At 65.3% G+C, this 23517-nt stretch carries 25 protein-coding genes; 19 read left to right on the forward strand and 6 right to left on the reverse strand.

The window, feature by feature from the left end; genetic code table 11:
• The first annotated feature begins 50 nt into the window (after window positions 1-50).
• From B5D62_RS04495 to B5D62_RS04535, 9 genes are all read left to right on the forward strand, one after another.
• Window positions 51-2297, forward strand: a complete 2247-nt coding sequence (locus tag B5D62_RS04495) for a 3-hydroxyacyl-CoA dehydrogenase NAD-binding domain-containing protein (protein WP_085932587.1) — start codon at window positions 51-53, stop codon at window positions 2295-2297.
• 253 nt (window positions 2298-2550) lie between these two features.
• The gene (locus tag B5D62_RS04500; protein ID WP_085932588.1) at window positions 2551-3345 is read left to right on the forward strand and encodes a 2-keto-4-pentenoate hydratase; all 795 of its coding nucleotides are present in this window, start codon (window positions 2551-2553) and stop codon (window positions 3343-3345) included.
• A 12-nt stretch (window positions 3346-3357) separates the two neighbouring features.
• The gene (locus B5D62_RS04505; protein ID WP_085932589.1) at window positions 3358-4125 is read left to right on the forward strand and encodes a glutathione S-transferase family protein; all 768 of its coding nucleotides are present in this window, start codon (window positions 3358-3360) and stop codon (window positions 4123-4125) included.
• A gap of 5 nt (window positions 4126-4130) precedes the next feature.
• On the forward strand, window positions 4131-4844 hold the full coding sequence (locus B5D62_RS04510; protein ID WP_085932590.1) for a RibD family protein: 714 nt from the start codon (window positions 4131-4133) through the stop codon (window positions 4842-4844).
• Between the two features lie 85 nt (window positions 4845-4929).
• Complete coding sequence (locus tag B5D62_RS04515) at window positions 4930-6078, forward strand: WD40 repeat domain-containing protein (protein WP_139373719.1); 1149 nt, start codon at window positions 4930-4932, stop codon at window positions 6076-6078.
• Between the two features lie 374 nt (window positions 6079-6452).
• Window positions 6453-7775, forward strand: coding sequence for a DUF2325 domain-containing protein (locus B5D62_RS33900; RefSeq protein WP_085932592.1), 1323 nt, complete (start codon window positions 6453-6455; stop codon window positions 7773-7775).
• A complete protein-coding gene (locus B5D62_RS04525; protein ID WP_085932593.1) occupies window positions 7765-8292 on the forward strand; it encodes a hypothetical protein in 528 nt (175 codons plus the stop codon). The genes B5D62_RS33900 and B5D62_RS04525 overlap by 11 nt, the downstream gene beginning before the upstream one ends.
• Window positions 8293-8490: 198 nt before the next feature.
• Entirely contained in the window at window positions 8491-9273 is a 783-nt protein-coding gene (locus B5D62_RS04530) for a bestrophin-like domain (protein WP_085932594.1), read from the forward strand.
• Between the two features lie 203 nt (window positions 9274-9476).
• Window positions 9477-10130: a response regulator transcription factor gene (locus B5D62_RS04535; RefSeq protein ID WP_139373721.1), complete on the forward strand. Its 654-nt coding sequence runs from the start codon at window positions 9477-9479 to the stop codon at window positions 10128-10130.
• Between the two features lie 874 nt (window positions 10131-11004).
• On the opposite strand, the gene B5D62_RS04540 is transcribed toward B5D62_RS04535, so the two are convergent.
• Window positions 11005-11865 (reverse strand): hypothetical protein, encoded by an 861-nt coding sequence (locus B5D62_RS04540; protein WP_085932596.1) that lies wholly within the window; start codon window positions 11863-11865, stop codon window positions 11005-11007.
• Window positions 11866-12271: 406 nt separating this feature from the next.
• Entirely contained in the window at window positions 12272-12715 is a 444-nt protein-coding gene (locus B5D62_RS04545; RefSeq protein WP_085932597.1) for a hypothetical protein, read from the reverse strand.
• Between the two features lie 211 nt (window positions 12716-12926).
• Between B5D62_RS04545 and B5D62_RS04550 the strand changes: the two genes are divergently transcribed.
• The 5 genes from B5D62_RS04550 (at window position 12927) to B5D62_RS04570 (ending at window position 15898) form a co-directional block, all read left to right on the forward strand.
• Window positions 12927-13589 (forward strand): 2'-5' RNA ligase family protein, encoded by a 663-nt coding sequence (locus tag B5D62_RS04550; protein WP_218190938.1) that lies wholly within the window; start codon window positions 12927-12929, stop codon window positions 13587-13589.
• 10 nt (window positions 13590-13599) lie between these two features.
• Entirely contained in the window at window positions 13600-14016 is a 417-nt protein-coding gene (locus tag B5D62_RS04555) for a nuclear transport factor 2 family protein (RefSeq protein ID WP_085932598.1), read from the forward strand.
• A 222-nt stretch (window positions 14017-14238) separates the two neighbouring features.
• Window positions 14239-14871: a nitrile hydratase subunit alpha gene (gene nthA, locus B5D62_RS04560; protein WP_085932599.1), complete on the forward strand. Its 633-nt coding sequence runs from the start codon at window positions 14239-14241 to the stop codon at window positions 14869-14871.
• Window positions 14868-15524: a nitrile hydratase subunit beta gene (gene nthB / locus B5D62_RS04565; protein WP_085932600.1), complete on the forward strand. Its 657-nt coding sequence runs from the start codon at window positions 14868-14870 to the stop codon at window positions 15522-15524. Before nthA ends, nthB begins: the two co-directional genes overlap by 4 nt.
• The gene (locus B5D62_RS04570) at window positions 15524-15898 is read left to right on the forward strand and encodes a nitrile hydratase accessory protein (RefSeq protein ID WP_085932601.1); all 375 of its coding nucleotides are present in this window, start codon (window positions 15524-15526) and stop codon (window positions 15896-15898) included. Before nthB ends, B5D62_RS04570 begins: the two co-directional genes overlap by 1 nt.
• A 39-nt stretch (window positions 15899-15937) precedes the next feature.
• On the opposite strand, the gene B5D62_RS04575 is transcribed toward B5D62_RS04570, so the two are convergent.
• Window positions 15938-16432, reverse strand: coding sequence for a PaaI family thioesterase (locus B5D62_RS04575; protein WP_085932602.1), 495 nt, complete (start codon window positions 16430-16432; stop codon window positions 15938-15940).
• 42 nt (window positions 16433-16474) lie between these two features.
• The gene (locus tag B5D62_RS04580; protein WP_085932603.1) at window positions 16475-17413 is read right to left on the reverse strand and encodes an IclR family transcriptional regulator; all 939 of its coding nucleotides are present in this window, start codon (window positions 17411-17413) and stop codon (window positions 16475-16477) included.
• A gap of 263 nt (window positions 17414-17676) precedes the next feature.
• On the opposite strand from B5D62_RS04580, the gene B5D62_RS04585 reads away from it, so the two are divergent.
• The 3 genes from B5D62_RS04585 to dxs are packed head-to-tail and all read left to right on the forward strand — an operon-like array spanning window position 17677 to window position 20799.
• Window positions 17677-17931 (forward strand): exodeoxyribonuclease VII small subunit, encoded by a 255-nt coding sequence (locus tag B5D62_RS04585; protein ID WP_085932604.1) that lies wholly within the window; start codon window positions 17677-17679, stop codon window positions 17929-17931.
• A gap of 23 nt (window positions 17932-17954) precedes the next feature.
• Complete coding sequence (locus B5D62_RS04590) at window positions 17955-18863, forward strand: polyprenyl synthetase family protein (RefSeq protein WP_085932605.1); 909 nt, start codon at window positions 17955-17957, stop codon at window positions 18861-18863.
• A gap of 28 nt (window positions 18864-18891) precedes the next feature.
• Entirely contained in the window at window positions 18892-20799 is a 1908-nt protein-coding gene (gene dxs, locus B5D62_RS04595) for a 1-deoxy-D-xylulose-5-phosphate synthase (RefSeq protein WP_085932606.1), read from the forward strand.
• 130 nt (window positions 20800-20929) lie between these two features.
• Here dxs and B5D62_RS04600 read toward each other — a convergent pair whose 3' ends face one another.
• Both B5D62_RS04600 and B5D62_RS04605 read right to left on the reverse strand, forming a co-directional pair.
• A complete protein-coding gene (locus B5D62_RS04600) occupies window positions 20930-21589 on the reverse strand; it encodes a peroxiredoxin (protein ID WP_085932607.1) in 660 nt (219 codons plus the stop codon).
• Between the two features lie 59 nt (window positions 21590-21648).
• A complete protein-coding gene (locus B5D62_RS04605) occupies window positions 21649-22392 on the reverse strand; it encodes an SDR family NAD(P)-dependent oxidoreductase (protein ID WP_218190939.1) in 744 nt (247 codons plus the stop codon).
• Between the two features lie 38 nt (window positions 22393-22430).
• Between B5D62_RS04605 and B5D62_RS04610 the strand changes: the two genes are divergently transcribed.
• Both B5D62_RS04610 and B5D62_RS04615 read left to right on the forward strand, forming a co-directional pair.
• Window positions 22431-23174 (forward strand): TlyA family RNA methyltransferase, encoded by a 744-nt coding sequence (locus B5D62_RS04610; RefSeq protein ID WP_085932609.1) that lies wholly within the window; start codon window positions 22431-22433, stop codon window positions 23172-23174.
• Between the two features lie 28 nt (window positions 23175-23202).
• The gene (locus B5D62_RS04615) at window positions 23203-23496 is read left to right on the forward strand and encodes a hypothetical protein (RefSeq protein ID WP_085932610.1); all 294 of its coding nucleotides are present in this window, start codon (window positions 23203-23205) and stop codon (window positions 23494-23496) included.
• Window positions 23497-23517: the final 21 nt, after the last annotated feature.

Here is a 23517-nt window from a genome sequence, read left to right on the forward strand (position 1 = left end):
ACATTTCATGAGCGCCACTGGAGTGGCGCGCTCCAATGAGGGCAGAGGACATGATCAACTACAACGTCGACAGTGACGGCATCGCCACCATTACCTGGGATATGCCGGGCCGCACGATGAACGTGCTGAACGAGGCCTCGATGACGGCCTATGCCGAGGCGCTGGAGAAGGCGCTGAAGGACGAGAAGGTGAAGGGCATCATCCTGACCTCCGGCAAGGACACCTTCATCGCCGGCGCCGATCTCGACATGCTGCTGAACGTCGATACGTCGGACGCCGCCAAGCTGATGGAGCAGTTCAGCCGGCTGCAGAAGATGTTCCGGCGCCAGGAGACCGGCGGCAAGCCGATGGTCGCTGCGATCAATGGCACGGCGCTGGGCGGCGGCTTCGAGATCTGCCTCGCCTGCCATTACCGCATCGCCGCGGCCAACCCGAAGACCAAGATCGGCCAGCCGGAAGTGAAGATCGGCCTGCTGCCGGGCGGCGGCGGCACGCAGCGCATTCCGCGCCTGATCGGTGTCATGAACGCCGCCCCGATCCTGCTCGAGGGCAAGGACCTGTCCGTGGACACCGCCAAGGGCATGGGTCTGATCCACGAGGTCGTGCCGGCCGACCAGCTGCTCGCGAAGGCCAAGGAATGGCTCACCGCGCCGGCCAAGGAGCAGGTGGTTCCGGAATATGCCGGCAAGGGAGCCAAGGCGATCGACGGCCGTGCCGTGCAGCCGTGGGACCGCAAGGGCTTCAAGGTCCCGGGCTTCCCCGGTGGCCAGGTGTGGGGCCCGGTCGGTGTGCAGACCTTCATCGGCGGCAACGCCATGATCGCGGGCAAGACCTTCGGCGTCTATCCGGCGCCCAAGGCCATCATGAGCTGCGTCTATGAAGGCCTGCTGCTGCCGTTCGACACGGCGCTCAAGGTCGAGACGCGCTATTTCGTGTCGCTGCTGCGCGACCCGGTCGCCAAGAGCATGATCCGCACGCTGTTCTTCGGCCTGCAGGAAGCCAACAAGCTGGCGCGCCGGCCCAAGGGCGTGGCCAAGCAGGAATACAAGAAGATCGGCGTGCTGGGCGCCGGCCTGATGGGCGCCGGTATCGCCACCGTCTCGGTCCAGGCGGGTCTGGAGATCGTGCTGATTGATCGCGACCAGGCGGCGGCCGACAAGGGCAAGGCGCACATCGCCGACGAACTCGGCAAGGCCGTGAAGCGCGGCCGTCTCGCCAAGGAGAAGGCCGAGGCGCTGCTCGCCAAGGTCACCGCGACGCCGGACTTCGGCGCACTCAAGGGCTGCGATCTGGTGATCGAGGCGGTGTTCGAGAATCGCGACGTGAAGGCCGAGGCGACCAAGAAGGCCGAGGCCGTGCTGGCGGCGGATGCGGTCTTCGCCTCCAACACCTCGACCCTGCCAATCACCGGCCTCGCCGAGGCCTCGTCGCGGCCGGCCAACTTCATCGGCCTGCACTTCTTCTCGCCCGTGGAGAAGATGCCGCTGGTCGAGATCATCGTCGGCAAGAAGACCTCGCCGGAGACGCTGGCGCGCGCCATGGACTTCGTCCAGAAGATCCGCAAGACGCCGATCGTGGTGAACGACAGCCGCGGCTTCTTCACTTCTCGCGTCTGCGGCGCCTTCATCAGCGAGGGCCATCGCCTCCTCAAGGAGGGCGTGCCGGCGCCGATGATCGAGAACTGTGCCCGCATGGCCGGCATGCCGGTCGGCCCGCTGGCGCTCAACGACGAGGTCGCCATCGACCTGTCGTGGAAGATCATGGACCAGACAAGGCGCGACGCTGAGGCGGCCGGCCAAAAGTACGAGGGCTCGGGCACCGAGGACATCCTCGAACTGATGGTGAAGAAACTGGAGCGCTTCGGCCGCAAGAACGGCAAGGGCTTCTACGAGTATCCGGCCGATGGCAAGAAGCGCCTGTGGCCCGATCTCGCCAAGCACTTCCCGGCCGATCCCAAGCTGCTCTACGGCGAGGGCGAGGAGAAGCGCGCCAAGGAGACCGAGATCAAGAAGCGCCTGCTCTATGTGCAGGCCGTCGACACGGCCCGCTGCCTGGAAGCGAACGTGCTCACCGCGCCGCAGGACGGCGATGTCGGCTCGATCATGGGACTGGGCTTCGCGCCGCAGACCGGCGGGGCGATCAGCCTGATCGACCAGGTCGGGATCAAGAAGTTCGTCGCCGAGTGCGACGAGTTCGCGAAGAAGTACGGCCCGCAGTTCGAGGTGCCGAAGCTGCTGCGCGACATGGCCGCCAAGGGCCAGAGCTTCTACGGCCACCAGACCGCGCAGGCGGCGTAGTTGTAGTCAGGACGCGCGATTCCGATCGCGCGTCCTTCGTGCCAGCCGAAGACGCGCTACTGGAGTGGCGCGCCCCCGGTGCGTGCGTGCATTGCTGCCTGATCATCGCTGGGGGCGCGCGACCCCAGTCGCGCGTCATCTCCCATGACTTTCGAAAGAAAGTCACGGGCGTGGCGTGTTCCGAGGGAACACTTGCCTTGCAAGTGAGTCGCGGCAAATATCCCCGGCCGTTTTGAAACCGGAGGGAATTGCCATGAACGCCCAGGACATCGCCGCGCTGGCCGACCGCATCGCCGAGTATCGTCGCGCCCGGAAGGTCATGGACTTCCTCGCCGACGCCACGGCCACGCTGTCCGAGGAAGACGCCTACAAGGTCCAGTTCGCGGTCCACGATCGCCTCACCGTGGACGGCAAGAATCCGCTCGCCGGCTGGAAGGTCGCCTTCAGCGTGCCGGCGCAGTACGAGCCGCTGAAGCTGTCCGGCCCGGCCTTCGCCGGCCTCTACAAGGATGGCATCCGCCCGAGCGGGGTGGTGTTCGAGAAGGGCTGGCCGCTCAAGGCCGGCGTCGAATGCGAGATGGTGGCCCGCCTGGCGCGCGACGTGCCGAAGGCTGCGGGCGACTACACTGCAGAAACGATCGTGCCGTTCGTCTCGAATCTCTATTGCGGCATGGAGGTGGTGGAGAATCGCTACGGCGACGTCTCCAAGCTGGGCGGTCCCGGCCGCATCGCCGACGACGTGCTCCAGGCCGCGTGCATCGTCGGCACCGAGATCAAGGATTGGCAGAAGCTCGACTTCGCCAACGTCCAGGGCCACTCCGAGCACGAGGGCAAGGAACTGGCCAAGGGCCCCGGCAGCATGGTCATGGGCGGCGCCATGATCGCGCTCGCCTGGCTGGCCAACCGCCTGATCGCGCACGGCAAGCATCTCAAGGCCGGTGACATGGTGCTGACCGGCTCCGTCCATCCGCCACAGTTCCTGCCTGGGCCGGGCAAGGCGAAGAGCGAGTTCGCCGGCCTCGGCGGTGCCGAGATCACGGTCCGCTAGGGGGCAGCGGTCATGCTGACCTACATCTCTCCCGCCGAGGCCGTCCACCATCTCGGGCTTCGGCTCGTGCTGGTGAGAGGCGTGCCGAGTCCGTGGGGACAGGCGGCCAAGGCGATCTTCGAGATCAAGGGCCTCGACTATGTCGCAGCGCCGCTCGAACTGGCCGGCGCCAATCCGGAGATCGTCGCCTGGTCCGGCCAGAACAGCGCGCCGGTCGCGGCGTGGGCGGACGAGAAGCCGCTCACCCGCTGGGACGATATCCTGCGCCTGGCCGAGCGTCTTGCACCCGCACCCGCGCTCGTTCCGGCGGATGCGACGCAGCGCGCGTTGATGTGGGGCTTCGCGACGGAGATCTGCGGCGAGGGCGGGATCGGCTGGAACCGCCGCTTGCAGGGCTTCGCGCGCGCGATCGACAGTGGCAAGGTCCCGCCGATGTCGCAGACGCTGATCGACAAGTACGGCTTCGATGCCACGGCGGCCAGCCACGCCACCGCACGCATCGCGGCCACGCTCGGCGCCCTCGCGGCACAGCTCGAGGCTCAGCAGGCACGCGGCATTCCCTACCTCGTCGGCGACGCCCTGAGCGCGCTCGACATCTACTGGACAGCCTTCTCCAACCTGCTGGCGCCGCTATCGCCCGAACAGTGCCCCATGCCCGATGCCTTCCGCAAAGGGTTCACCGCGCGCGAGCCCGAGATCGTGGCGGCGCTCGACCCGATCCTGCTCGCCCATCGCGACCGCGTTTTCGCCGCGCACTTCCGCAATCCGATGGAGTTCTGAAGCGCATGAGGCCGTACATCCTCTGCCATATGGTTTCGAGCGTGGACGGCCGGATCTGGGGCAGCCGCTGGCGGCCCAAGGCGAATGTGGTGCCGAACCTGTTCGAGACGCTGCACGACAAGCTGGTCGAGGAACGAGGTGGCGCCTCGTGGCTGTGCGGCCGCGTCACGGCACAGGAATTCGCGCGCGGCAAGGGCAAGAGCTATCCGCCGACCACGGAGACCTTCCCACGCCAGAACTGGTTCGCCACTAGCGACGCCAAGGCCTGGGGCGTTTTTCTCGACCCGCACGGCAAGGCGTGCTGGGAGCGGGCCGACATCGGCGGCGATCCGATCCTGGTGATCCTGACCGAGCAGGTGCCCGACTCGCACCTGGCTGGCCTGCGCCGCGACGGCGTCTCCTACATCTTCGGCGGCAAGACCGAGGTCGATCTCGCCCGCGTGTGCGAGGCGTTGGCTGCAGAACTTGGCATCAGGACCCTGATGATCGAGGGCGGAGGCGGGGCCAACGGCGCGTTCCTGCGGGCCGGTCTGCTCGACGAGCTGAGCCTCGTCATCACGGCTGCCCTCGACGGCAGCAGCGGCGCGCCCACCGTGTTCAATTCCGGCGACACCGATCTTGGTCCCGCACCGCTCGCCCGCATGGAACTCACGAGTCACGAGGTGCTGGAGCACGGCGCGCTGTGGTTGCGCTACCGGCTGGAGGCCGGCAAGGGCTGACGGCGGGGCAGGGACGCAGCTCTCCAAGCTCTGGAAATTCGGAAGGAGCGGTGATCTTGTAACACTGTCCTGAGGGGGGAGTGTTGTGACACTGCGGTTCTGTCGTTCGATTCCGGTTCTTCTCGGGGCGGGTATCCTTGGCTTCCTCCTGCCACTGGTTCCGGTAAAGGCTCAAGATGCAGGGACGGCGCTCGGGAGCGTGACGCGGCTGCCATACAATGGAGGTGCATACGAGCTGCTTTGGACCCCCGACCAGCAGCGCATCATCATCGTCGGCGAGAAGCGCTTGGCGTCCTACAAGCTCTCGACGCAATGGGTAGAATGGACGATCCCATCGATCCATATCGGATCGATGGGCGGCCAGCACGCGGCCTTTATCGACCAGGGCCGCCATCTGCTGACGTCGGCGGTCGACTGGAACTGGCAGACATCCACGAACATGGACGCGGTGTTCTCCGTCATCGACGTCGCAACTGGACGCATCGTTCGGACCATTCGAAGCGATATCAACACCAGGGTTCCCCCACCGACGGGCCGGCGCTACTCCGCCGGAGACGCTTTCGATGTATCGGCCGATGGAAAGATTGCCGTGGCGAGCGCCGGTGATTCGCTCTGGACAGTCGCGTTCGATACGTCGTCCGGCCGGGAGCTCTGGCGGATCGGGCCGCTGGAACAGCGCATATCAAGGGTGCGCCTCCTGGACCTGCCGAGGAACCGCATCATCGAGACGGGATGGCGTGTTGAAGCGTGGGACATTGCGGCCAACAGGCGGCTGTCACGGTTCAATCCTTACGGCAAGGACGCTAGCTTTTCCAACGCCATACTCGATCCCACGACCGGCGATATCATCATTGGGGCTATGGTCGGCAGGATTCCAGGCCAACCGGATGACGAGAAGACAGCCTGGCTTGTTCAAAACGTCGTACAGGCTTGGGATCCGGTCTTGGGAAGACGGATCAGAACCTATCCGGGGCCGGGGGCGAACGTCCAAGCTCTGATAGCCTCTCCCGACGGGCGCCTTTTGTTTGCTCTAAAGGGAAGAGATATCGACGTGCAGAAGCCCTCGTATGTCGATGCCTGGGACCTTCGAACGGGCCAATTGATTGGCGCCGCGAACTTCGGCATGGCGGGGGGCAGCGGCCTCGGGATCAGCCCGGATGGACGGCGGCTTGCTGTCTCCTCTTCAGGCTATCTCAACATTATCGATCTCAACCCGAACCTGCGGTCGCGATGACGTGGCTCTATCGCATTACGGGTTAACGACCACACTTGTCCTCCGACGGGATGCCGCGCATTCCGGCTCGGTAGCGTCACTCTTCAGTGCGCCCGATACCCAGCAGGAACTGGTGGCGCTTATCGCGCCGGGCGCCTGCTTGGGCCTGGGCGTCGTGTTGTGCTGAAGCGATGGGCGTGAGTGAGCGCCCCGCGTTGACAGGCCCGCGTTGACAGGGATGGTGACGTTATGCGATTAAGAATGAGTCGCAATTAACAAATCAGGCCCAAGCATGATGGTAAGCGATGGCGTCGCGGACAGGAGACGTCAGGCATGGCCGATGTCGCCGCGGTCCTTGTCACGCTGCATTCTTCAGACTCCGGAGCATCCGTGCCATGGATGACTTTCGGCTTCCCCTGATGGGCCGCGAGGGAGCGGCGGGGGCCGAGATGGCCGAGGCGGAAGCGGCCGCCCGCGCCTTGCTCGGTCCCCCAGGCACGGACGATGACGCCGCCTCCGGGCGCTACCGGATCTGGGAGCTCGAGGCGGGCACGCATTGCTCGGTCATCGGCACCTGTCTCAGCTTCGAGGATCTGCATCGGCTGATCCGCAAGACCGACGCCACGATCGCGCCCGATGCCGACGATCACGACATCCACGGCTACTTCATCACCAACGCCACGCGCCGCTCGGTCGTGTCGAAGCTGATCCACAAGACACTCGATCGCAAGTATGCGGCGCAAATCGCCCGTCTGCGCGGCTGTACTCCCGATGCGATGGCGGCGACGTGGCGCCAGGCGATGGCGAGCGGCGATGTGGCCGGGATGTACTGGGCACTGATGACGTCCAAGGCGGCGCCGCGGCCGCTGCGCATCCGCGCCTACAACGAAGTGCACATGCTGTCCCATCTGATGGGCAAGTCGAGCCGCGACGATATCAAGCGCACACGGCAGCTCGAAGCGGCGAACGCGGAGCTGAGCCAGAAGCTGGAGCGCATGCGGGCACGCGCCGAAGCGACCATCCAGGAGCGCGACGGTCGTATCCGAGACCTCGAGGCGCGCCTCGCCGCCGCCACGGCAGCAGCCATGGCTGTCGCGACGCCGCGCGGCGAGCCGGGCCCTGGCCATCGGCGCGAGAAGCAGATCGATCGCCTTCGGGCACGCTTCGCGACCCTGGAGCGACGCCTCACGGCGGAGCGGGCGCGGGCCCGCAGCGCCGAGCGCGAACTCGCAGGACTGACGGTTGGCAGGAAGCTTGGACAAGACGTGGAGTCGACGGCGAGACCGGCCGCAGTCCCGATGGAAGAACCATCCCGGGCGGCGGTCTCTGACGCGGAGACGCTGGCCGGGCAGGCGCTGCTCTATGTCGGCGGCTATCGCGAGGTGACGCCACGCCTGCGCGCGCATGTCGAGGAGAAGGGCGGCACCTTCCTCTATCACGACGGCGGCATCGAAATGCAGAACACGCGGCTGTGCGGGCTGGTCTCGCGCGCCGACGCTGTGGTTTGCCCGGTGAGTTGCGTCAGCCACGACGCCTGCCTGCACCTCAAGCGTCTGTGCAAGCGTCATGGCAAGCGGCTGGTCCTGTTGCGCAGCGCCGGCCTGTCCGGCTTCGCGTCGGCCATTGCCGGGATCGCCGGCGGCGCGTCAGTCGGCACGGCCGCAGGCGCCGCGAATGCGTTCCTGACCATCGGAGGAGGAGTAGGCAATGCAGACTGACCGCGTGGCGACCTTGCCCGACGATGCCGTGAGCGTCGGTGTCCTGATCGTGACGGCCACCGCGCCGCTTGCCCTCGAAGAGGTGGTCCGGGCGTTGAGCCACATCGGAGCGCCCTCCTGGCGGCCGCTCGGCGATGTGGTGGTGGGCGCGGTGCAGCGCCTGCGCGAAGTCGGATTGCTGGCCGCGACGGCGGTGGCGCCATGGAGTGGCGAGCGTCTTGCGCCCACCGACTGGGGGCGGGCGGTGTTGCCCGACCTGCTCTATGCGCTACCACTGTCGGATGCCGCACCCGATCCCGGCTACAAGCTGAAGGTGGTCGGGCTCGACGTGCTCGATGCCCTGGCCCGCGAGCGCCAGCTCCAGGCGCTGCTCGCCCACTGGCGCGGGTTGGCGGTGCAGTGGCAGGAGGCCGAGGTGCGTTGCCCCTGCCGCCAGCCTTCGGTCCGCGGCTGGATGCGCCACAACATCGATCTCGCCCACTCCGAGATCGCCTGGCTGACCGCGGCCAGGAGCTGACGGCCGACGCGCGCGCCGACGGCCTCGGGTCGAAGGCAGCGTTTCACTTCAGCTATGCGTGAGGTCGGGATTGGTTCGTGACGTCGCGATGACACGGGCCAAACTTCACACCGACAGTCGACGCAGTTCTTCGCTACGCTCCATGTGGAGCCTACAGTCCTTCCGCTTCGCGTTGCTGTTGTTGGAAGGAAGCGTGAGATGGTCGACTGGCTTTATTCGTTCCCCGAGTTGGTGCTTGCCGCTATGTTCTCCGCGGCTCTGATGATTCCCCTGGTCGTGCTGCCGTGGTTGATCCGGCGCCTGTCGATTCTCAAGCCATCGCCCGAGAGGACATCCTTCACCCAGCCGATCGCATCGACGTTGTTCAACATCGCGAGTCTGGTGCTGGCCTTCAGCCTGGTGCAGGCACAGGGCAACGACCGGCAGCTCGATACCCTCGCCACGTCGGAAGCGGTAGCCATCAATAATCTCGACCGCCTGCTGGCCCGTTATGGCGATCCAGCTGCTGTTGCGGTCCGCCCGACGCTTCTCGCCTATGCCGAAGCGATCGTTCGGGACGAGTGGCAGGCCATGCTTAAGGGGCGCGACAGCACCGCCACGCGCCTCGCATTCCGGGACGTCTCGCAGGGGGTGCTGGCGCTCACGCCGCAGCCGGGCCGGCAGACCATCCTCTATGCGGAAGCCGTGAAATCGCTCGACGGCATTGCCGACATGCGCCAGGCGCGATTGGGTTCCGTGTCGGTTAGGCTGCCGGCGCTCTACTGGTTCGCGGTCGCCTTTGCCATAGGGGTGCTGATCCTGATCAACTGCACGCTCGATTCAAAAGGATTCCGCACGGTCGTGCTGGTAGCGCAGGCTGCGGTGCTGGGCCTGTTCGTGGGTGTCGTGTTCATCACCGACCAGCCTTACAAAGGTGAGAGCGGCCTGAAGCCCGACGAACTCGTCAAGGTGATCGGGTTCATGAAGGCGCGCGACGCCTGAGCGACGCCGGGACGATGTCTCGATGCCAGGCGCTGAAGAGCGGGCTGCGGTCCAAACTGGGGAAGCTCGGGAGAGTGTGAATCCCGTGCCTTCCCTCGATTTCAGGATATTTGCTCATTTAAGTCGACTGGCAGCTCATTTGGGCATCCGCAGACTGGCGTCATTCTCCTTCGCGCTTACAACTCCGCAGGCGAGAGGTGTTCGTGACCAGTCATGTGTACGTTGTCGACGATGATGACCAGTTTCGAAATTCGCTATGTGCGCTGATCGAGTCGGTCGGCCTGCGGGCCGAGGGATGGAGGGATCCAGCCGCTCTCCTCAACAGGCCTCGCATCGACCGTCCCGGTTGTGTCGTTCTCGATTACCGCTTGCCGTCTCTGTCGGGCCTCGAAGTCCTGCGGCTTCTGCGTCAGAAGAGCTCCGTCCCCGCGATCCTGATCAGCGCCTATGCGGATGTTCAGACCGCCGTTGCAGCCATGGAAATGGGAGCGGCAACGATCTTCGAGAAACCAGTGGACGACAATGCCTTTCTCAACAAGTTGGAGCGCTTCTGTTTCGAGGATCAGCAGAGGGTCCTCCAGCAGGCCCGCTGCGCCCTCATTCAGGCCAAGCTGGCGCGCCTGACCGAGACGGAGAGGGAGGTCCTTGCGCAGATGAAGCTGGGCTATTCCAACAAGGTGATCGCCAGGAATCTTTCGAAGACCATCAAGGCGGTCGAGCGTCAGCGTCAGAACGTGGTGCGGAAACTGGACTGCACATCGGCAATGGAGGCCGTTCTGAAGGTGCATATGTGTCCGGCGCATGAGCCGTCGCCCGTGAACTGCCTCGGCGATGGGTGTTTGGGGGCTGTCCGATAGGATGAAGCAGCCGTGGCCTCTCGACTCCATGAGAAGCACAGCCCCGCCGTGAAGCCTGTCGTGGTAGGGCAAACGCCTATGGCGATGTCTCTCCGTCGTCCTGAGCGAAGCCGAGCGCAGCGAGGCGCAGTCGAAGGACCTCTTCCTGCGCCCACATTGAACGGAGCATAGCCAAGACAGGCCCCTCGGCTACGCCACCCTTCGGGCGGCTCCGCTCGCGGTGACGATAGAACTTCATAGGCGATTGCCCCGCCTGTCGCGGTAGGGCGAATGCATATGGCGATGTCTCTCCGTCGTCGTGAGCGAAGCCGAGTGGAGCGAGGCGCAGTCGAAGGATCCTTCTGCCTGCATCAACATTGAACGGAGCACAGCCAAGACAGAGGCCCCTCGGCTACGCCACCCTTCGGGCGGCTCCGCTCGGGGTGACGATAGAACTTCATAGGCGATTGCCCCGCCTGTCGCGGTAGGGCAAACGCCTATGGCGATGTCTTTCCGTCGTCGTGAGCGAAGCCGAGCGCAGCGAGGCGCAGTCGAAGGACCTTTCTTCCTGCGCCCACATTGAACGGAGCATAGCCAAGACAGGCCCCTCGGCTACGCCCCCCCTTCGGGTGGCTCCGCTCGGGGTGACGATAGAACTTCATAGGCGATTGCCCCGCCTGTCGCGGTAGGGCAAACGCCTATGGCGATGTCTCTCCGTCGTCCTGAGCGAAGCCGAGCGCAGCGAGGCGCAGTCGAAGGACCTCTTCCTGCGCCCACATTGAACGGAGCATAGCCAAGACGGGCCCCTCGGCTACGCCACCCTTCGGGTGGCTCCGCTCGGGGTGACGATGGAACTTCATCGGCGATTGCCGGGCCCGTCGCGGGTGCGGTCGTGTCAGCTATTGAGCGCCAGCGAACGAAAGAACCGACTGAGGTGCAGCTCGACCTCTTCCGTGAAAAGTGTCCGGCAGCCCGATACCTTTTCTTCCCGCCATGACCCATCCAGCGCGACATGTTCGGCGCCGATCATTCGGACGACCTTCTGGATCGTCGCAAGCCTGCGGCACTCGTTCCTGCATTTGTCCACCGGGATGCCGCATAGCTGTGCGATCTTGCGGAGGGAATGCGGAGCATCGACGACATGAGGGCTCAGCGCGCGATAATTCTCGAAGTCCGGCCGGCTTCGCGGGCCGTTGAGATCACAATAGCGGCGTACCTCGGCGGCGTGGAGAGCGCCCAGCGCGAGTTGAACCGATACATCCGACAGCGATCCCGAGAGGCTTCGCCTTGGCTTGACCAATGCCAGGTAGGCGGAGATGTAGTGGCGGAGGAGGGCGCTCCACTCCTTGACGAGTTCGGGTGACCTGAACTCGGTTGCATCGTGACCATTCGCGTGCAGAAGCCACCGCGCAAGGCCGAAGACCGGAATGGATTGCCGGAAGGGGGCCAACGCCGTTTGCCGAGGTCGATAACCCTTTCCGTCAAAAACGAACTGACCGTTCTCGACCAGATTTTCGAGTTTGCGACTGGCCGTTTGCCGGGGAATTCCCGTCGCTTCGGCATAGCTCGCCAAGCTCCAGAAACTAAGCGCATGCAGCGCGTGCTCTTCGACAGCATCGAAAGGCCGCTCTGTTGCCAGATTGGTCGGCGCATTTCTCTCGGAGGACAGTGCCTCCAGCATGAAGAGATTTGCAGCCATGTAGAGGGAAGCCTGATCCTGACCACCAAGTCCGCGCAGTTCCCGCCCGATCCACATGACCCCCTCGAGAAAGGGCAACCACCAAATCATGAACGTCGAGCTGATATCGTGTCGCCTGTGCTGTGTGTGCGGCGGTCTCAAGCGTCTGGCGGCACTTTGCTCTGGCTCCTTCCCGTCATAGTCAATAGCCGGTGAGCAGAGGAACTCCATCTTTGTATGCGATTGCCGATGCTGGCACGACGAAAGGTCAGCCATCGACCTGCCTGATCATCCGCATGTTTCGACGCGAGACCATCTGAAAGTATTTTCCGATCGCCGCGACTGAGGGAGCAGGCGACCCTACTGGAGAGGCGACGAGGCCAAGACCTGACGATGCGTCCTGTTACTTCCCTCCAGTCCGGCGTCGAGTGACATTCGGCCGCCGATGTCGGCCAATTCCTGTATGGGCTGGATGGGCCATCTCTCAATGGACGCCCCAACTATCGGGCTCAACGAATCGTCCATTGACGATCAACAGGATGCCGTGTCGACGGACAATGGTGCCGACCAGTATCCCTGCGCAAACAGCACGGACACCCTGGCACCGATCGAGAATCATGTGGAGGTCGTCGGGCGGCAGCGTCTTCGACTCGCCAATTATCGATCCGCTATGCCCCCGGCACGTGAAGGCGAAGATATCGGCGTCGGTAACCTTCTCGCAGGCGATGGTCACCTCCTTGTTGAGGTAAGCGCCAGGGAGTTGATTGATGTCCTCGGGGGCGAGCGCCGTATTTCCGGGCGCTGTGGCTTGGGCGACGGCAGGCAAGTGTTGAAGAGGGCGGCCGCCGTCGGCTTGCGCAGGGCCCGCTGCGCAACCGACGCTGGCCATGGCTACCAGCAGATAGATGTATCCTGTCGCCCGGAACATTCAGACAGCCGCCTCAGATGCGCTGAATTTGTACGCGCGACGGCACGTGAAGCCAGTCTGCCAAGGCCCAAAACGGCGACAATTGCACTAAAGTGAGCAAATACCTCGAGGTCTGAAAGGCAATCCATCGGCCGGGACAGCCATCGTCATCAGCCGTATTGCCTCCGGCGTGAAAAGAACATATCATGAACAGACCTTGCGGGAGAACGCCATGCCGGGATTGTTCGCGTCGTCTTTGGAGACCTTTCGGCCGTCATTGGGGATCGGCGGGGAGCGGCCGTCGGAACTGAAGACGCGTCGATTGCAGCGGCGCCAGCAGCAGGTCCGGCAGGGCGGCCGTATGGCGACGGACCGGCTGTTCTGGGCCATCCTGCCGCCGCCCGAGATCGCGGAGCGCATCGCGGATCAGGCCAGCCGGCTAAGGGTCGCGCACGGCCTCACCGGCAAGCCGCTGCGGGCGGAGCATTTCCACGTGACGCTGTTCCATGTCGGCGATGGGGACGCGATGCCGGTGGACCGTCTCGCCGACGCCCTGGCGGAGCGGGCCGCAGCGGTCACGATGCCGACCTTCCGCGTCGCGTTCGACCGCGCCATGAGCTTCCGCAACGGCGCTTTCGTGCTCCGCGGCGACGACAGCGTGATCGGTGTGGAGATCCTGCACCAGCGCCTGACCGACGCGCTCGACGGCCTCCCGCTGCCGGCACGCCGCTTCACGCCGCATCTCACCTTGCTGCGCGACAGCCGGATCGTACCGGAGCAGGCGATCGAGCCGCTCGAATGGACGGTGCGCGAGATGGTGCTGGTGCACAGTCTGCTTGGCCGGACGACACATCGTCATCTGGTCCGGCTGTCGCTGGCATCCTCCTGCCTCTGACGGGGCGGGCATGTCCAACGACACCGGCCTGCGCGACCTGTTCGACCGCTGGGAGAGCGTCTGGCACGAGGGCCGGTTCGATCTGGTGCCGCAGTGCGTGGCGCCGCACTACATCCGTCACGACGAAGCCGGCGATCGCACGGTGACGCGTGAGGCCTATGCCGACGAACTCGCGCGGCTGCGGCAGGATCGACCCGATGTGCGCATCGTCGTCTACGATCACAGCTTCAACGGAAACCGCGCCTGGTATCGCTTCACGATGAAGTGGACCGACCGCACAAGCGGCGGAATGCGCACGCGCGCCGGCCTGCAGGCCTATCGTATCGAGGCGGGCAAGCTGGCCGAGACCTGGGTGATCCTGCAACCATTGGGCTCGGCCTGGAGCGATGCGAAGGCGCAGGCGACCTGGACGAGCCCGCCGCCGTGAGGGGCTTTCGGCAGTTAGCGCAGTTAGCGCTAGTGCTTTAGCGCCTCGGACGCGAGCTTATCGCGGGGACGCTCTGACGCCAGGCCTCGAAAGGCGCGTTCGACTATTGTCGAGATGAGCTTTTCTCGCGCTCGCGGGCTGCCTGCACCGAGGGGCGAAGCCTTGGTCGTCGCGAGTGCCTCGGCTACGATAGGATCTTCTGTTCCAAAGGGATCCGAATCAATGGCCGGCCACGATCACGATCATCAGCACGAGCACGGCTCGGAACTGTCGGAGACGCAATTGCGTGTACGGGCGCTGGAGACGATTCTCACCGAGAAGGGCTATGTCGATCCGGCCGCCCTCGATGCCATCGTCGAGACCTACGAGACCAAGGTCGGCCCGCGTAACGGCGCGGCGGTCGTCGCCAAGGCGTGGAGCGATCCCGCCTTCAAGAAGGCGCTGCTCGCGGACGCGACCGCGGCGGTCAACACCCTCGGCCATGTCAGCCGGGTCGGCGATCATCTGGTGGCGGTCGAGAACACACCGCAGCGCCACAACATGATCGTCTGCACGCTGTGCTCCTGCTATCCGTGGGAAGTGCTCGGCCTGCCGCCGGTCTGGTACAAGTCGGCGCCCTATCGCTCGCGCGCGGTCAAGGATCCGCGCGGCGTGCTCGCCGATTTCGGCGTTGCCCTGCCGAAGGAGACCGAAATCCGCGTGTGGGATTCGACGGCGGAGACCCGCTTCCTGGTGCTGCCGATGCGTCCGGCCGGCACCGAGGGCTGGAGCGAGGAACGCCTCGCCCAACTCGTTACCCGCGATTCGATGATCGGCACCGGCCTTGCCCGCGCGCCGTCGGAGATCGCGTCGTGAACGGCGTGCACGACATGGGCGGCATGGACGGCTTCGGCAAGGTCGAGGTCGAGGCCAACGAACCGCCGTTCCACGAGAAGTGGGAAGGGCGCGTGCTGGCGATGAATCGGGCAATGGGATATGGCGGCGCCTGGCACATCGATGACAGCCGTTACGCCCAGGAGACGTTGCCGCCGCAGGTCTATCTCGCCGCCTCCTATTACTGGCGCTGGGAACTGGCGATGGAGAAGAACCTCCTCCGCCGCGGTTACGTGACGGCCGAGGAACTCGCCGCCGGTCATGCTCTGCAGCCGGCCAAGCCGCTGGCCCGCAAGCTCACGACCGAGGTGGTAGCGGCGGGCATGACGCGCAGCTCGTTCTTCCGCCAGCAGCAGGGGCCCGCCCGCTTCAAGCCGGGTGATCGTGTGCGCACCGCGAACATCCATCCGCAGACCCATACGCGGCTGCCGCGCTATGCCCGCGACAAGGTCGGTGTGGTCGAGCTGATCCATGGTTGCCACGCCTATCCCGATTCGGTCGCGACCGATCGTGGCGACGATCCGCAGTGGCTCTATACGGTCGTCTTCGACGGCCGCGAGATCTGGGGGCCGGATGCCGATCCGACCCTGAAGGTTTCGATCGATGCCTTCGAACCCTACCTGGAACCGGCGTGATGGCGGACGTCATGGAGCGCCAGACGATTCCCGTTGCCGGCCTGCCGTGCGACGCCGAGGGACCGGTGTTTCGCGAGCCGTGGGAGGCGCAGGCCTTCGCCATGGCGCTGGCGCTGCATGCGCGCGGCGTCTTCACCTGGCCGGAATGGGCGGCGACGCTGGGCGCCGAGATCAAGCGCGCCCAGGCGGCCGGCGATCCGGACACCGGCGAAACCTATTACCGGCACTGGCTCAATGCGCTCGAACGGCTGGTGGCGGAGAAGGGCGTGGCGGATGCTGCGACCCTGGCACGCTATCGCGATGCCTGGGACCATGCCGCCGATCGCACGCCGCACGGCACGCCCATCGAACTGCGACCGGAAGACTTCAGGTAGGGTAGGGGCCGCCGCCGCATCAGGCGCGAAGGCGGCACGCTACTCGGCCGCTTCCTGCTCGGCTTTTTCAGGCGTGTCGAGGAAGTTCAGCACGCCGTCGCTGCGCTCGCCCTTGAGGTAGCGGAAGGTGCCGGCGCCGGTGGCGATCAGGGCACCGTGCTGGTCGTAGATTTCGGTCTCGGCGGCGAAGGTGCTCTGGCTGGTCGAGGGCCGCCAGGCGCCGAGGATGGTGAGGGTGTCGCCGTCGCGCGCCGCCTTGATGAACTGGGTCGTGAAGGCAAGCGTGACGGAGAGGCGGCGCGCCGTCGCCGTGTCGTTGAAGGTGCAGGCGAAGCCGCTGGCGGAATCGAGCAGCGTCATCAGCACGCCGCCATGCAGCAGGCCGTTGGCATTGCAGAGTTCCGGTCGCACCTTGAGCGTCATCTCGACGAAGCCGGGACGCCAGGCGACGACCTGGTGGCCGATCAGCCCGTTGAAACCACGGAACTCATAAGGAGCGACCGGCCGAGCGTCGGCCGGTCGTTGGATAGCCATGTCTTGGACGTTAATTCTTTAACGTTGTTCTGTCTTCTTCTGTTAGCGGCGAGCCATTGCCGCCAGCGGCGGACGATGGCCGTTGCCGTTGAACCCAGCCCGGAGCGCGTTCGGCGCCATCGGCTGGGCGCTGGCGGGCTGGGCCGCCATGGCCGTGCGGATGTCGCGGGCGACCTTGACCAGGCGCGGACCCCAGTCGGCTTCGAGCCGGTCGCGGCTGATCTGGTAGATCGGTGCCGAGGCGTTGATCGCATAGGCCGCGGTACCGTCGGTGTTGCGCAGCGGCGCGCCGACACCGCACAGCTCCGGCAGCCATTCGCCCCAGGTGACGCAGAAGCCGCGCTCGGCCAGCTCCTTGAACGACCGCTCCATGCCGGCCTTGACCTTGGTCCAGTCGTCGCGCCAGCGGCGGCGGATGGCATCGATGTGCTTGTTGCGGTCGACGTCGGGCAGGGAGAACAGGTAGGCGCGGCCCATGGCCGTGGACGCCATCGGCACCCGCGTGCCGACATCGTGGGTGATGGCCACCACGGACGGGCCGCGGCAGGCTTCGAGGTAGATCATCGAGTGACGGTCGCGGCCGCCCAGCGCGGTCGAGGCATTGAGGGCATGGGCGAGCTGCTCGAGCGGCCCGCGCGAGGCGCGGCGGACGTCCATGCTCGAGATCGCAGCATAGCCGAGCGCCAGCACCGAGGCGCCCAGCTCGTACTTGCGGAAACGGCGGATGTAGTTGAGGTAGCCCAGCTCGGTCAGCGTATGGGTGAGGCGGGCGACGGTGGGCTTGGGCAGCCCGGTCCGGTGAGCGATTTCCTGGTTACCCAGCATGCCTTCCCCGGCATGGAAGGCGCGGAGGATGTCGAGCCCTCGCGCGAGCGCGGTCACGAACTGCCGGTCCTTGGCGGGCATCCCCTCCGCGAGGCCGTTCTCGAACGAACTCTGCAAGGCCGCCGTTCGCGTGACGAGATGACTGACATTGCCCATGTGCGTTTTACTCCTGTGTGAATGGCTGTTCATTTTCCCGCGAAGGCTGCCACTCCCTCAGGTTTGCTGCAACGCGCGAGAGGGGGTTTTGATATGCGAACGTGCAAACCGGCCATGCCAGATATGCGGGTTTCGACCGCAGAAGTTGTGCAAACGGCAAAAGCCTCGCCGAATCCGGTCATTTGCACGGATTTTGTGCCGCGCCCGCTGGTCGGGAACCGCCGCGGCGGGTAGCATGCGCCCCCACCTCTGAGAGACCCAAATTGGCTAAAGAACCGAACCTGCCAAAGGACGTCGTCGCCCTGTCGTTCGAGGATGCACTGAAGGAGCTCGAGGGCATCGTCCAGCAGCTCGAGCGCGGACAGGTGAAGCTCGACGAGGCCATTTCGGCCTACGAGCGCGGCGCTCTGCTGAAACGCCACTGCGAGCAGAAGCTGGCCGAGGCGAAGATGAAGGTCGAGAAGATCGTCTTCGCGGCGGATGGGTCCGTCACCAGCCAACCGGCCGATCTCGGCTGATTTCCAACTAGCGTCCCGATCCCATGCCATTGTCGTCGTATCGCGACTTCGATGCCGCCCTGGCTTATGCCGCCGGCGCCGTCGAGCGCACCATGGACCGTCTCATCCCCAAGGCCGAATCCGGCGAAGCCCGCGTGTTCGAGGCCATGCGCTATTCCAGCCTCGGAGGGGGCAAGCGCCTGCGGGCCTTCTTCGTGCTGGCCAGCGCCACGCTGTTCAAGGTCGGGGCGCTGCCCGCCATGCGCACCGCCAGCGCCATCGAATTCATCCACGCCTATTCGCTGATCCACGACGATCTGCCGGCGATGGATGACGACGATCTGCGGCGCGGCAAGCCCTCGTGCCACAAACAGTTCGACGAGGCGACGGCGATTTTGGCCGGCGACGCGCTGCAGGCTCTGGCCTTCGAGGTACTGGCGCACGGCGACACGCATGGCGATCCCGGCGTGCGCACGCTGCTGGTGGCGGAGCTCGCCAAGGCAGCCGGCGCGCAAGGCATGGTGGGCGGCCAGATGCTCGATCTGCTGGCCGAGACCCAGGGGCCGGACATGTCGATCGGCGCCATTACGCGCCTGCAGCGGCTCAAGACCGGCGCCCTGATCTCCTTTTCCTGCACCGCTGGCGCCATCCTGGGCAAGGCGGCCGAGCCGCTACGGCTTGCTTTGTCCGCCTACGCACACGATCTTGGCTTGGCCTTCCAGATCGTCGATGACCTTCTTGACGTCGAAGGCACGGCGGAGGAGTTGGGCAAGACCCCCGGCAAGGACATCGCCGCCGGAAAAGCCACATTTGTCTCGATCTTGGGGCTGGAACGGGCCAGGGCCCAGGCGAGGCTGCTGGCCGATCAGGCTGCGGCCCATCTGGAACCCTTTGGCCCCTCGGCCCATTTGCTGAAGCAGGCCGCCGAATTTGTCGTTTCCCGGCGCGCATGACGTCAGCCAGCAGAGTATAGTGAGTTTCATGAGCAACACGCCGCTTCTCGATACCGTCGACATCCCCGCGGACATCCGTCGGCTGCGGCCGGATCAGCTGCGTCAGCTCGCCGACGAATTGCGTCAGGAAACCATTTCGGCGGTTTCGGTGACGGGCGGCCATCTTGGTGCTGGCCTGGGCGTGGTCGAGCTCACCGTGGCGCTGCACTATGTATTCGACACGCCGCGCGATCGGGTGATCTGGGATGTCGGCCATCAGGCCTATCCGCACAAGATCGTCACCGGTCGTCGCAGCCGTATTCGCACCTTGCGCCAGGAGGGGGGCCTGTCCGGCTTCACCCGTCGCAGCGAGAGCGAATACGACCCGTTCGGCGCGGCTCATTCCTCGACCTCGATCTCGGCCGGCCTGGGCATGGCTGTGGCGCGCGATCTGGCCGGCGGCGACAATCGCGTCGTGGCCGTGATCGGCGATGGCGCCATGAGCGCCGGCATGGCCTACGAGGCGATGAACAACGCCGGCGCGCTGCGCAGCCGGTTGGTCGTGGTGCTGAACGACAACGACATGTCGATCGCACCGCCGGTGGGCGCGCTGTCGGGCCACCTGTCGCGCCTGCTGTCGGGCCGGCCTTACGTGACGCTGCGCAACATCGGCCGCTCCTTCGCCGAGGCGCTGCCGCGGCCGCTGGAAATGGCGGCCAAGCGGGCGGAGGAATTCGCCCGCGGCTTCGTCACTGGTGGGACGCTGTTCGACGAGCTTGGCTTTTACTATGTCGGCCCGGTCGACGGTCACAATCTCGAGCATCTGCTGCCGGTGCTGCGCAATGCCCGCGACAGCGACCTCGACAAGCCGATCCTGGTCCATGTCGTGACCCAGAAGGGCAAGGGCTATGGCCCGGCCGAGAAGAGCGCCGACAAGTACCACGGCGTGGTGAAGTTCGACGTCATCACCGGTAAGCAGGCCAAGCCGGTGGCCAACGCGCCAGCCTATCAGGCGGTGTTCGCCAAGGCGCTGATCGCCGAAGCGGAGAAGGACGACAAGATCGTCGCCATCACCGCGGCTATGCCATCAGGGACCAGCCTCGACAAGTTCGCCGAGCGCTTTCCGGAACGGACCTTCGATGTCGCGATCGCCGAGCAGCATGGCGTGACCTTCGCTGCCGGCCTGGCCTGCGAGGGCTTCAAGCCGTTCGCGGCGATCTACTCGACGTTCCTGCAGCGCGCCTACGATCAGGTCGTGCACGATGTCGCGATCCAGAAACTGCCGGTGCGCTTCGCCATCGATCGGGCCGGTCTGGTTGGCGCCGATGGCGCTACCCATGCCGGCAGCTTCGATATCACCTATCTCGCCTGCCTGCCGGATTTCGTCGTCATGGCGGCGGCCGACGAACTCGAGCTGATGCACATGGTGGCGACGGCGGTGGCGATCGACGATCGTCCGTCGGCCTTCCGCTATCCGCGCGGCGAGGGCATCGGCATCGACCTGCCCGGCAAGGGCACGCCATTGGAGATCGGCAAGGGCCGCATCGTCCGCGAGGGCAGCAAGATCGCGATCCTGAGTCTCGGTACGCGGCTGGCCGAATGCCTCGTCGCCGCGGAGGATCTGGCCGCCAAGGGCCTCAGCACCACGGTGGCCGATGCGCGCTTCGCCAAGCCACTCGATACCGATCTCATCAATCGCCTGGCGCGCGAGCACGAAGTACTGATCACCATCGAGGAAGGGTCTGTCGGTGGCTTCGCCAGCCACGTGCTCCAGCATCTCGCCACGGCGGGCCTGCTCGATCACGGGCTCAAGATCCGGCCGCTGGTGCTGCCGGATCGCTTCATCGATCATGCCTCCCCGCAACGCCAGTATCAGCAGGCCGGGCTCGATGCGCCGCATATCGTTGCGACGGCGCTCGCCGCGCTCGGGCGGCAGGCGGAGCGGGCGCGGGGATAATTCCAAACTGTCATCTTGAGCCCATCGGGCGGCGCATGCCGCCCGATGGGTAAACTCCGCGAGGGATCCTTACTGATCCAGTAAAGATCCCTCGGCCGTTGGCCTCGGGATGACAACGGCTAAGCCGTTGTCACTTCGGCTGCGGCACGATCCGCAGGTAGGGCTTGATGGCCCGCCAGCCGTTTGGGAACTTGGCCTTTGCCTGTTCGTCGGAGACCGCCGGGACAATGATCACGTCCTCGCCGTTCTTCCAGTTCACTGGCGTCGCCACCTGATGCCGGGCGGTGAGCTGGATCGAATCGAGAAGGCGCAGCACCTCGTCGAAGTTACGGCCCGAGCCCATCGGATAGGTGAGCATCGCCTTGATCTTCTTGTCGGGCCCGATGATGAACACCGAGCGCACGGTGGCGTTGTCGGCGGCGGTGCGGCCTTCCGATGTCGTACCGGCGCCCTCGGGTAGCATGTCGTAGAGAGTCGCGACCTTGAGCTCCGGATCGCCGATCATCGGATAGGTCACCGCGGCGCCCTGCGTCTCCTCGATGTCCTTGGCCCACTTCGAGTGGTTCGTTACCGGATCGACCGACAGGCCGACGATCTTGGTGTTGCGCTTGTCGAACTCCGGCTTCAGTCGCGCCATGTAGCCGAGCTCGGTCGTGCAGACTGGCGTGAAGTCCTTGGGATGGGAGAACAGGATCGCCCAGCCGTCGCCGATCCACTTGTGGAACTCGATGGGGCCCTGGGTGGTGTCGGCCTTGAAGTCCGGCGCAGTGGAATTGATGCGCAAGGTCATGGTGAATCCCTCTATCGAAAGTGTTGATGCGAGTAACTCAACGCTTAGGCGCGTGGCGGTCAAGCATGAGCAGGAATCCAGCTTATGAGGCCCAATCCGCCATCAACTTCTACTGTCGTCCCCACCACATAACGACCAAATCTCTCCGACAGGATCGCGACAGCGACCTGCGCGACATCGTCCGGCGTGCCGGCCCGGCCGAGGGGGATCTGCGCCACCAGCTCGCCGAGATTGCCGGCGACGAAGCCGCCGCCGGGGATGGCGCCGGGGGCGATGGCATTGACGCGGATGCCGTCCGGCGCCAGCACCCGTGCCAGCTCCTTCATCGCCATCGTCATGCCAGCCTTGGCGGCGCTGTAATGGGGCAGGTTGCGCGGCGTCTCGCGATGCTGCGACGTGATCAGCAGGATGCGGCCCTTGATCTTGCCGTCGCGCATGTGCCGGCCGATCTCACGCGCCAGGAAAAATCCCGAGCGGAGGTTGATGCCGGTCATGGCATCCCAGGTGTCCTCGCTCACCGTAAGCGGCGTGTCGCTTTCCAGGCGCCGTGGACTGGCGGCATGAACGAACAGGGAGATCGATCCCAGTCGTTCGAGCGCTCCTTCGAGCAGCGCTCGCCATCCATCGGGCTTGGCGAGGTCGGCGGCGAGGAAGTCGATCCCGTCCTCGGAGGGCGGGGCGGCGATGTCGCTACCGAGGACGGTCGCGCCCTCGGCCTTCAGCGCCTTGGCGACGCCCCGGCCAATGCCGCCGGCGCAACCCGTGACGAGGGCACGTTCACCCTCGAGAAGTTTCATGCTCATGCAGGTCATGCTAGCAGGTGGCGCGAAAGGGGAAAGCGATGGCGAAAACCCGCCTGGACGTGGCGCTGGTCGAGCGCGGCTTGGCCGAGACGCGTGCTGCAGCGCAGCGGATGGTGATGGCCGGTCTGGTCTTCTCCAACGACAAGCGGCTCGACAAGGCGGGCTACGGCGTGGCGAGCGACACCCCCCTCGAAGTGCGCGGGCAGCCGCATCCCTATGTCTCGCGCGGCGGCCTGAAGCTCGAAAAGGCGCTGGATCATTTCGCCATCCCCGTTGCGGGCCGCGTTGCCCTCGATGTCGGTTCCTCGACCGGTGGGTTCACCGACTGCCTGCTGCAGCGCGGAGCGGCGAAGGTCTATGCCGTCGATGTCGGGACCAACCAGCTTGCCTGGAAGCTGCGGTCCGATCCGCGCGTGGTCTCGATGGAGAAGACTAACATTCGCGATATCGGCAGGACGCAGATTCCCGAGCCGATCGACATCATCGTTTGCGATGCGTCCTTCATCGGCCTGCGCACGGCGTTGCCGGCGGCCTTGGCGCTGGCGGCTCCCGGCGCTCATCTGGTGGCGCTGATCAAGCCGCAATTCGAAGTGGGCAAGGGCCGCGTCGGCAAGGGCGGCATCGTGCGCGAACCCGAGCTGCATCGGGAGGTCTGCGACACGATCGCCGGCTGGTTGGACGAACAGCCCGGTTGGCGCGTGCTCGGTGTGACGGAAAGCCCGATCACCGGCGCCGAGGGCAACAAGGAGTTCCTGATTTGCGGATTGTTGTCACCGCGATGATGGCCGGATCGAGTGGAGAAGGATCGAGATGATGCGGATTGCCAGGTTGGTCGTGGTTTCAGGCGCGATCCTTGCGAGCTTTGCTGCGTCGCGTGCTCATGCCATCGACAAGCAGCTGCCGTTCAAGGAATTGATGTCGCGAGGCTTCAAGATCGTCGCGACGGCGACGGTTGCCAGCCCGCAAGGGAACGGCACTTTGGTGATCGTGACGATGCAGGCCGAAAAGTCCGTGGCGGTCTGCACGTTCACGGTTGCGGGCTGGGAAGAGCTTACGCCCGCCGTCGAGAACGATGCAAAGGCCTGTGACGTGCGATCTTATTGAGCCGCATCACGCCTGCGCAGG

Origin of the sequence: Enhydrobacter aerosaccus, assembly GCF_900167455.1 — a bacterium.
In the GTDB taxonomy this organism is placed as follows: domain Bacteria; phylum Pseudomonadota; class Alphaproteobacteria; order Reyranellales; family Reyranellaceae; genus Reyranella; species Reyranella aerosaccus.

Bases quoted from the DNA above. Each gene is read 5' to 3' on its own strand.
- B5D62_RS04495 (WP_085932587.1), top strand. From the start codon at position 51: ATGATCAACTACAACGTCGACAGTGACGGCATCGCCACCATTACCTGG.
- B5D62_RS04500 (WP_085932588.1), top strand. From the start codon at position 2,551: ATGAACGCCCAGGACATCGCCGCGCTGGCCGACCGCATCGCCGAGTAT.
- B5D62_RS04505 (WP_085932589.1), top strand. From the start codon at position 3,358: ATGCTGACCTACATCTCTCCCGCCGAGGCCGTCCACCATCTCGGGCTT.
- B5D62_RS04510 (WP_085932590.1), top strand. From the start codon at position 4,131: ATGAGGCCGTACATCCTCTGCCATATGGTTTCGAGCGTGGACGGCCGG.
- B5D62_RS33900 (WP_085932592.1), top strand. From the start codon at position 6,453: ATGGATGACTTTCGGCTTCCCCTGATGGGCCGCGAGGGAGCGGCGGGG.
- B5D62_RS04525 (WP_085932593.1), top strand. From the start codon at position 7,765: ATGCAGACTGACCGCGTGGCGACCTTGCCCGACGATGCCGTGAGCGTC.
- B5D62_RS04530 (WP_085932594.1), top strand. From the start codon at position 8,491: ATGGTCGACTGGCTTTATTCGTTCCCCGAGTTGGTGCTTGCCGCTATG.
- B5D62_RS04540 (WP_085932596.1), bottom strand. From the start codon at position 11,865: ATGTGGATCGGGCGGGAACTGCGCGGACTTGGTGGTCAGGATCAGGCT.
- B5D62_RS04545 (WP_085932597.1), bottom strand. From the start codon at position 12,715: ATGTTCCGGGCGACAGGATACATCTATCTGCTGGTAGCCATGGCCAGC.
- B5D62_RS04550 (WP_218190938.1), top strand. From the start codon at position 12,927: ATGCCGGGATTGTTCGCGTCGTCTTTGGAGACCTTTCGGCCGTCATTG.
- B5D62_RS04555 (WP_085932598.1), top strand. From the start codon at position 13,600: ATGTCCAACGACACCGGCCTGCGCGACCTGTTCGACCGCTGGGAGAGC.
- nthA (WP_085932599.1), top strand. From the start codon at position 14,239: ATGGCCGGCCACGATCACGATCATCAGCACGAGCACGGCTCGGAACTG.
- B5D62_RS04570 (WP_085932601.1), top strand. From the start codon at position 15,524: ATGGCGGACGTCATGGAGCGCCAGACGATTCCCGTTGCCGGCCTGCCG.
- B5D62_RS04575 (WP_085932602.1), bottom strand. From the start codon at position 16,432: ATGGCTATCCAACGACCGGCCGACGCTCGGCCGGTCGCTCCTTATGAG.
- B5D62_RS04580 (WP_085932603.1), bottom strand. From the start codon at position 17,413: ATGGGCAATGTCAGTCATCTCGTCACGCGAACGGCGGCCTTGCAGAGT.
- B5D62_RS04590 (WP_085932605.1), top strand. From the start codon at position 17,955: ATGCCATTGTCGTCGTATCGCGACTTCGATGCCGCCCTGGCTTATGCC.
- dxs (WP_085932606.1), top strand. From the start codon at position 18,892: ATGAGCAACACGCCGCTTCTCGATACCGTCGACATCCCCGCGGACATC.
- B5D62_RS04600 (WP_085932607.1), bottom strand. From the start codon at position 21,589: ATGACCTTGCGCATCAATTCCACTGCGCCGGACTTCAAGGCCGACACC.
- B5D62_RS04605 (WP_218190939.1), bottom strand. From the start codon at position 22,392: ATGAGCATGAAACTTCTCGAGGGTGAACGTGCCCTCGTCACGGGTTGC.
- B5D62_RS04610 (WP_085932609.1), top strand. From the start codon at position 22,431: ATGGCGAAAACCCGCCTGGACGTGGCGCTGGTCGAGCGCGGCTTGGCC.
- B5D62_RS04615 (WP_085932610.1), top strand. From the start codon at position 23,203: ATGATGCGGATTGCCAGGTTGGTCGTGGTTTCAGGCGCGATCCTTGCG.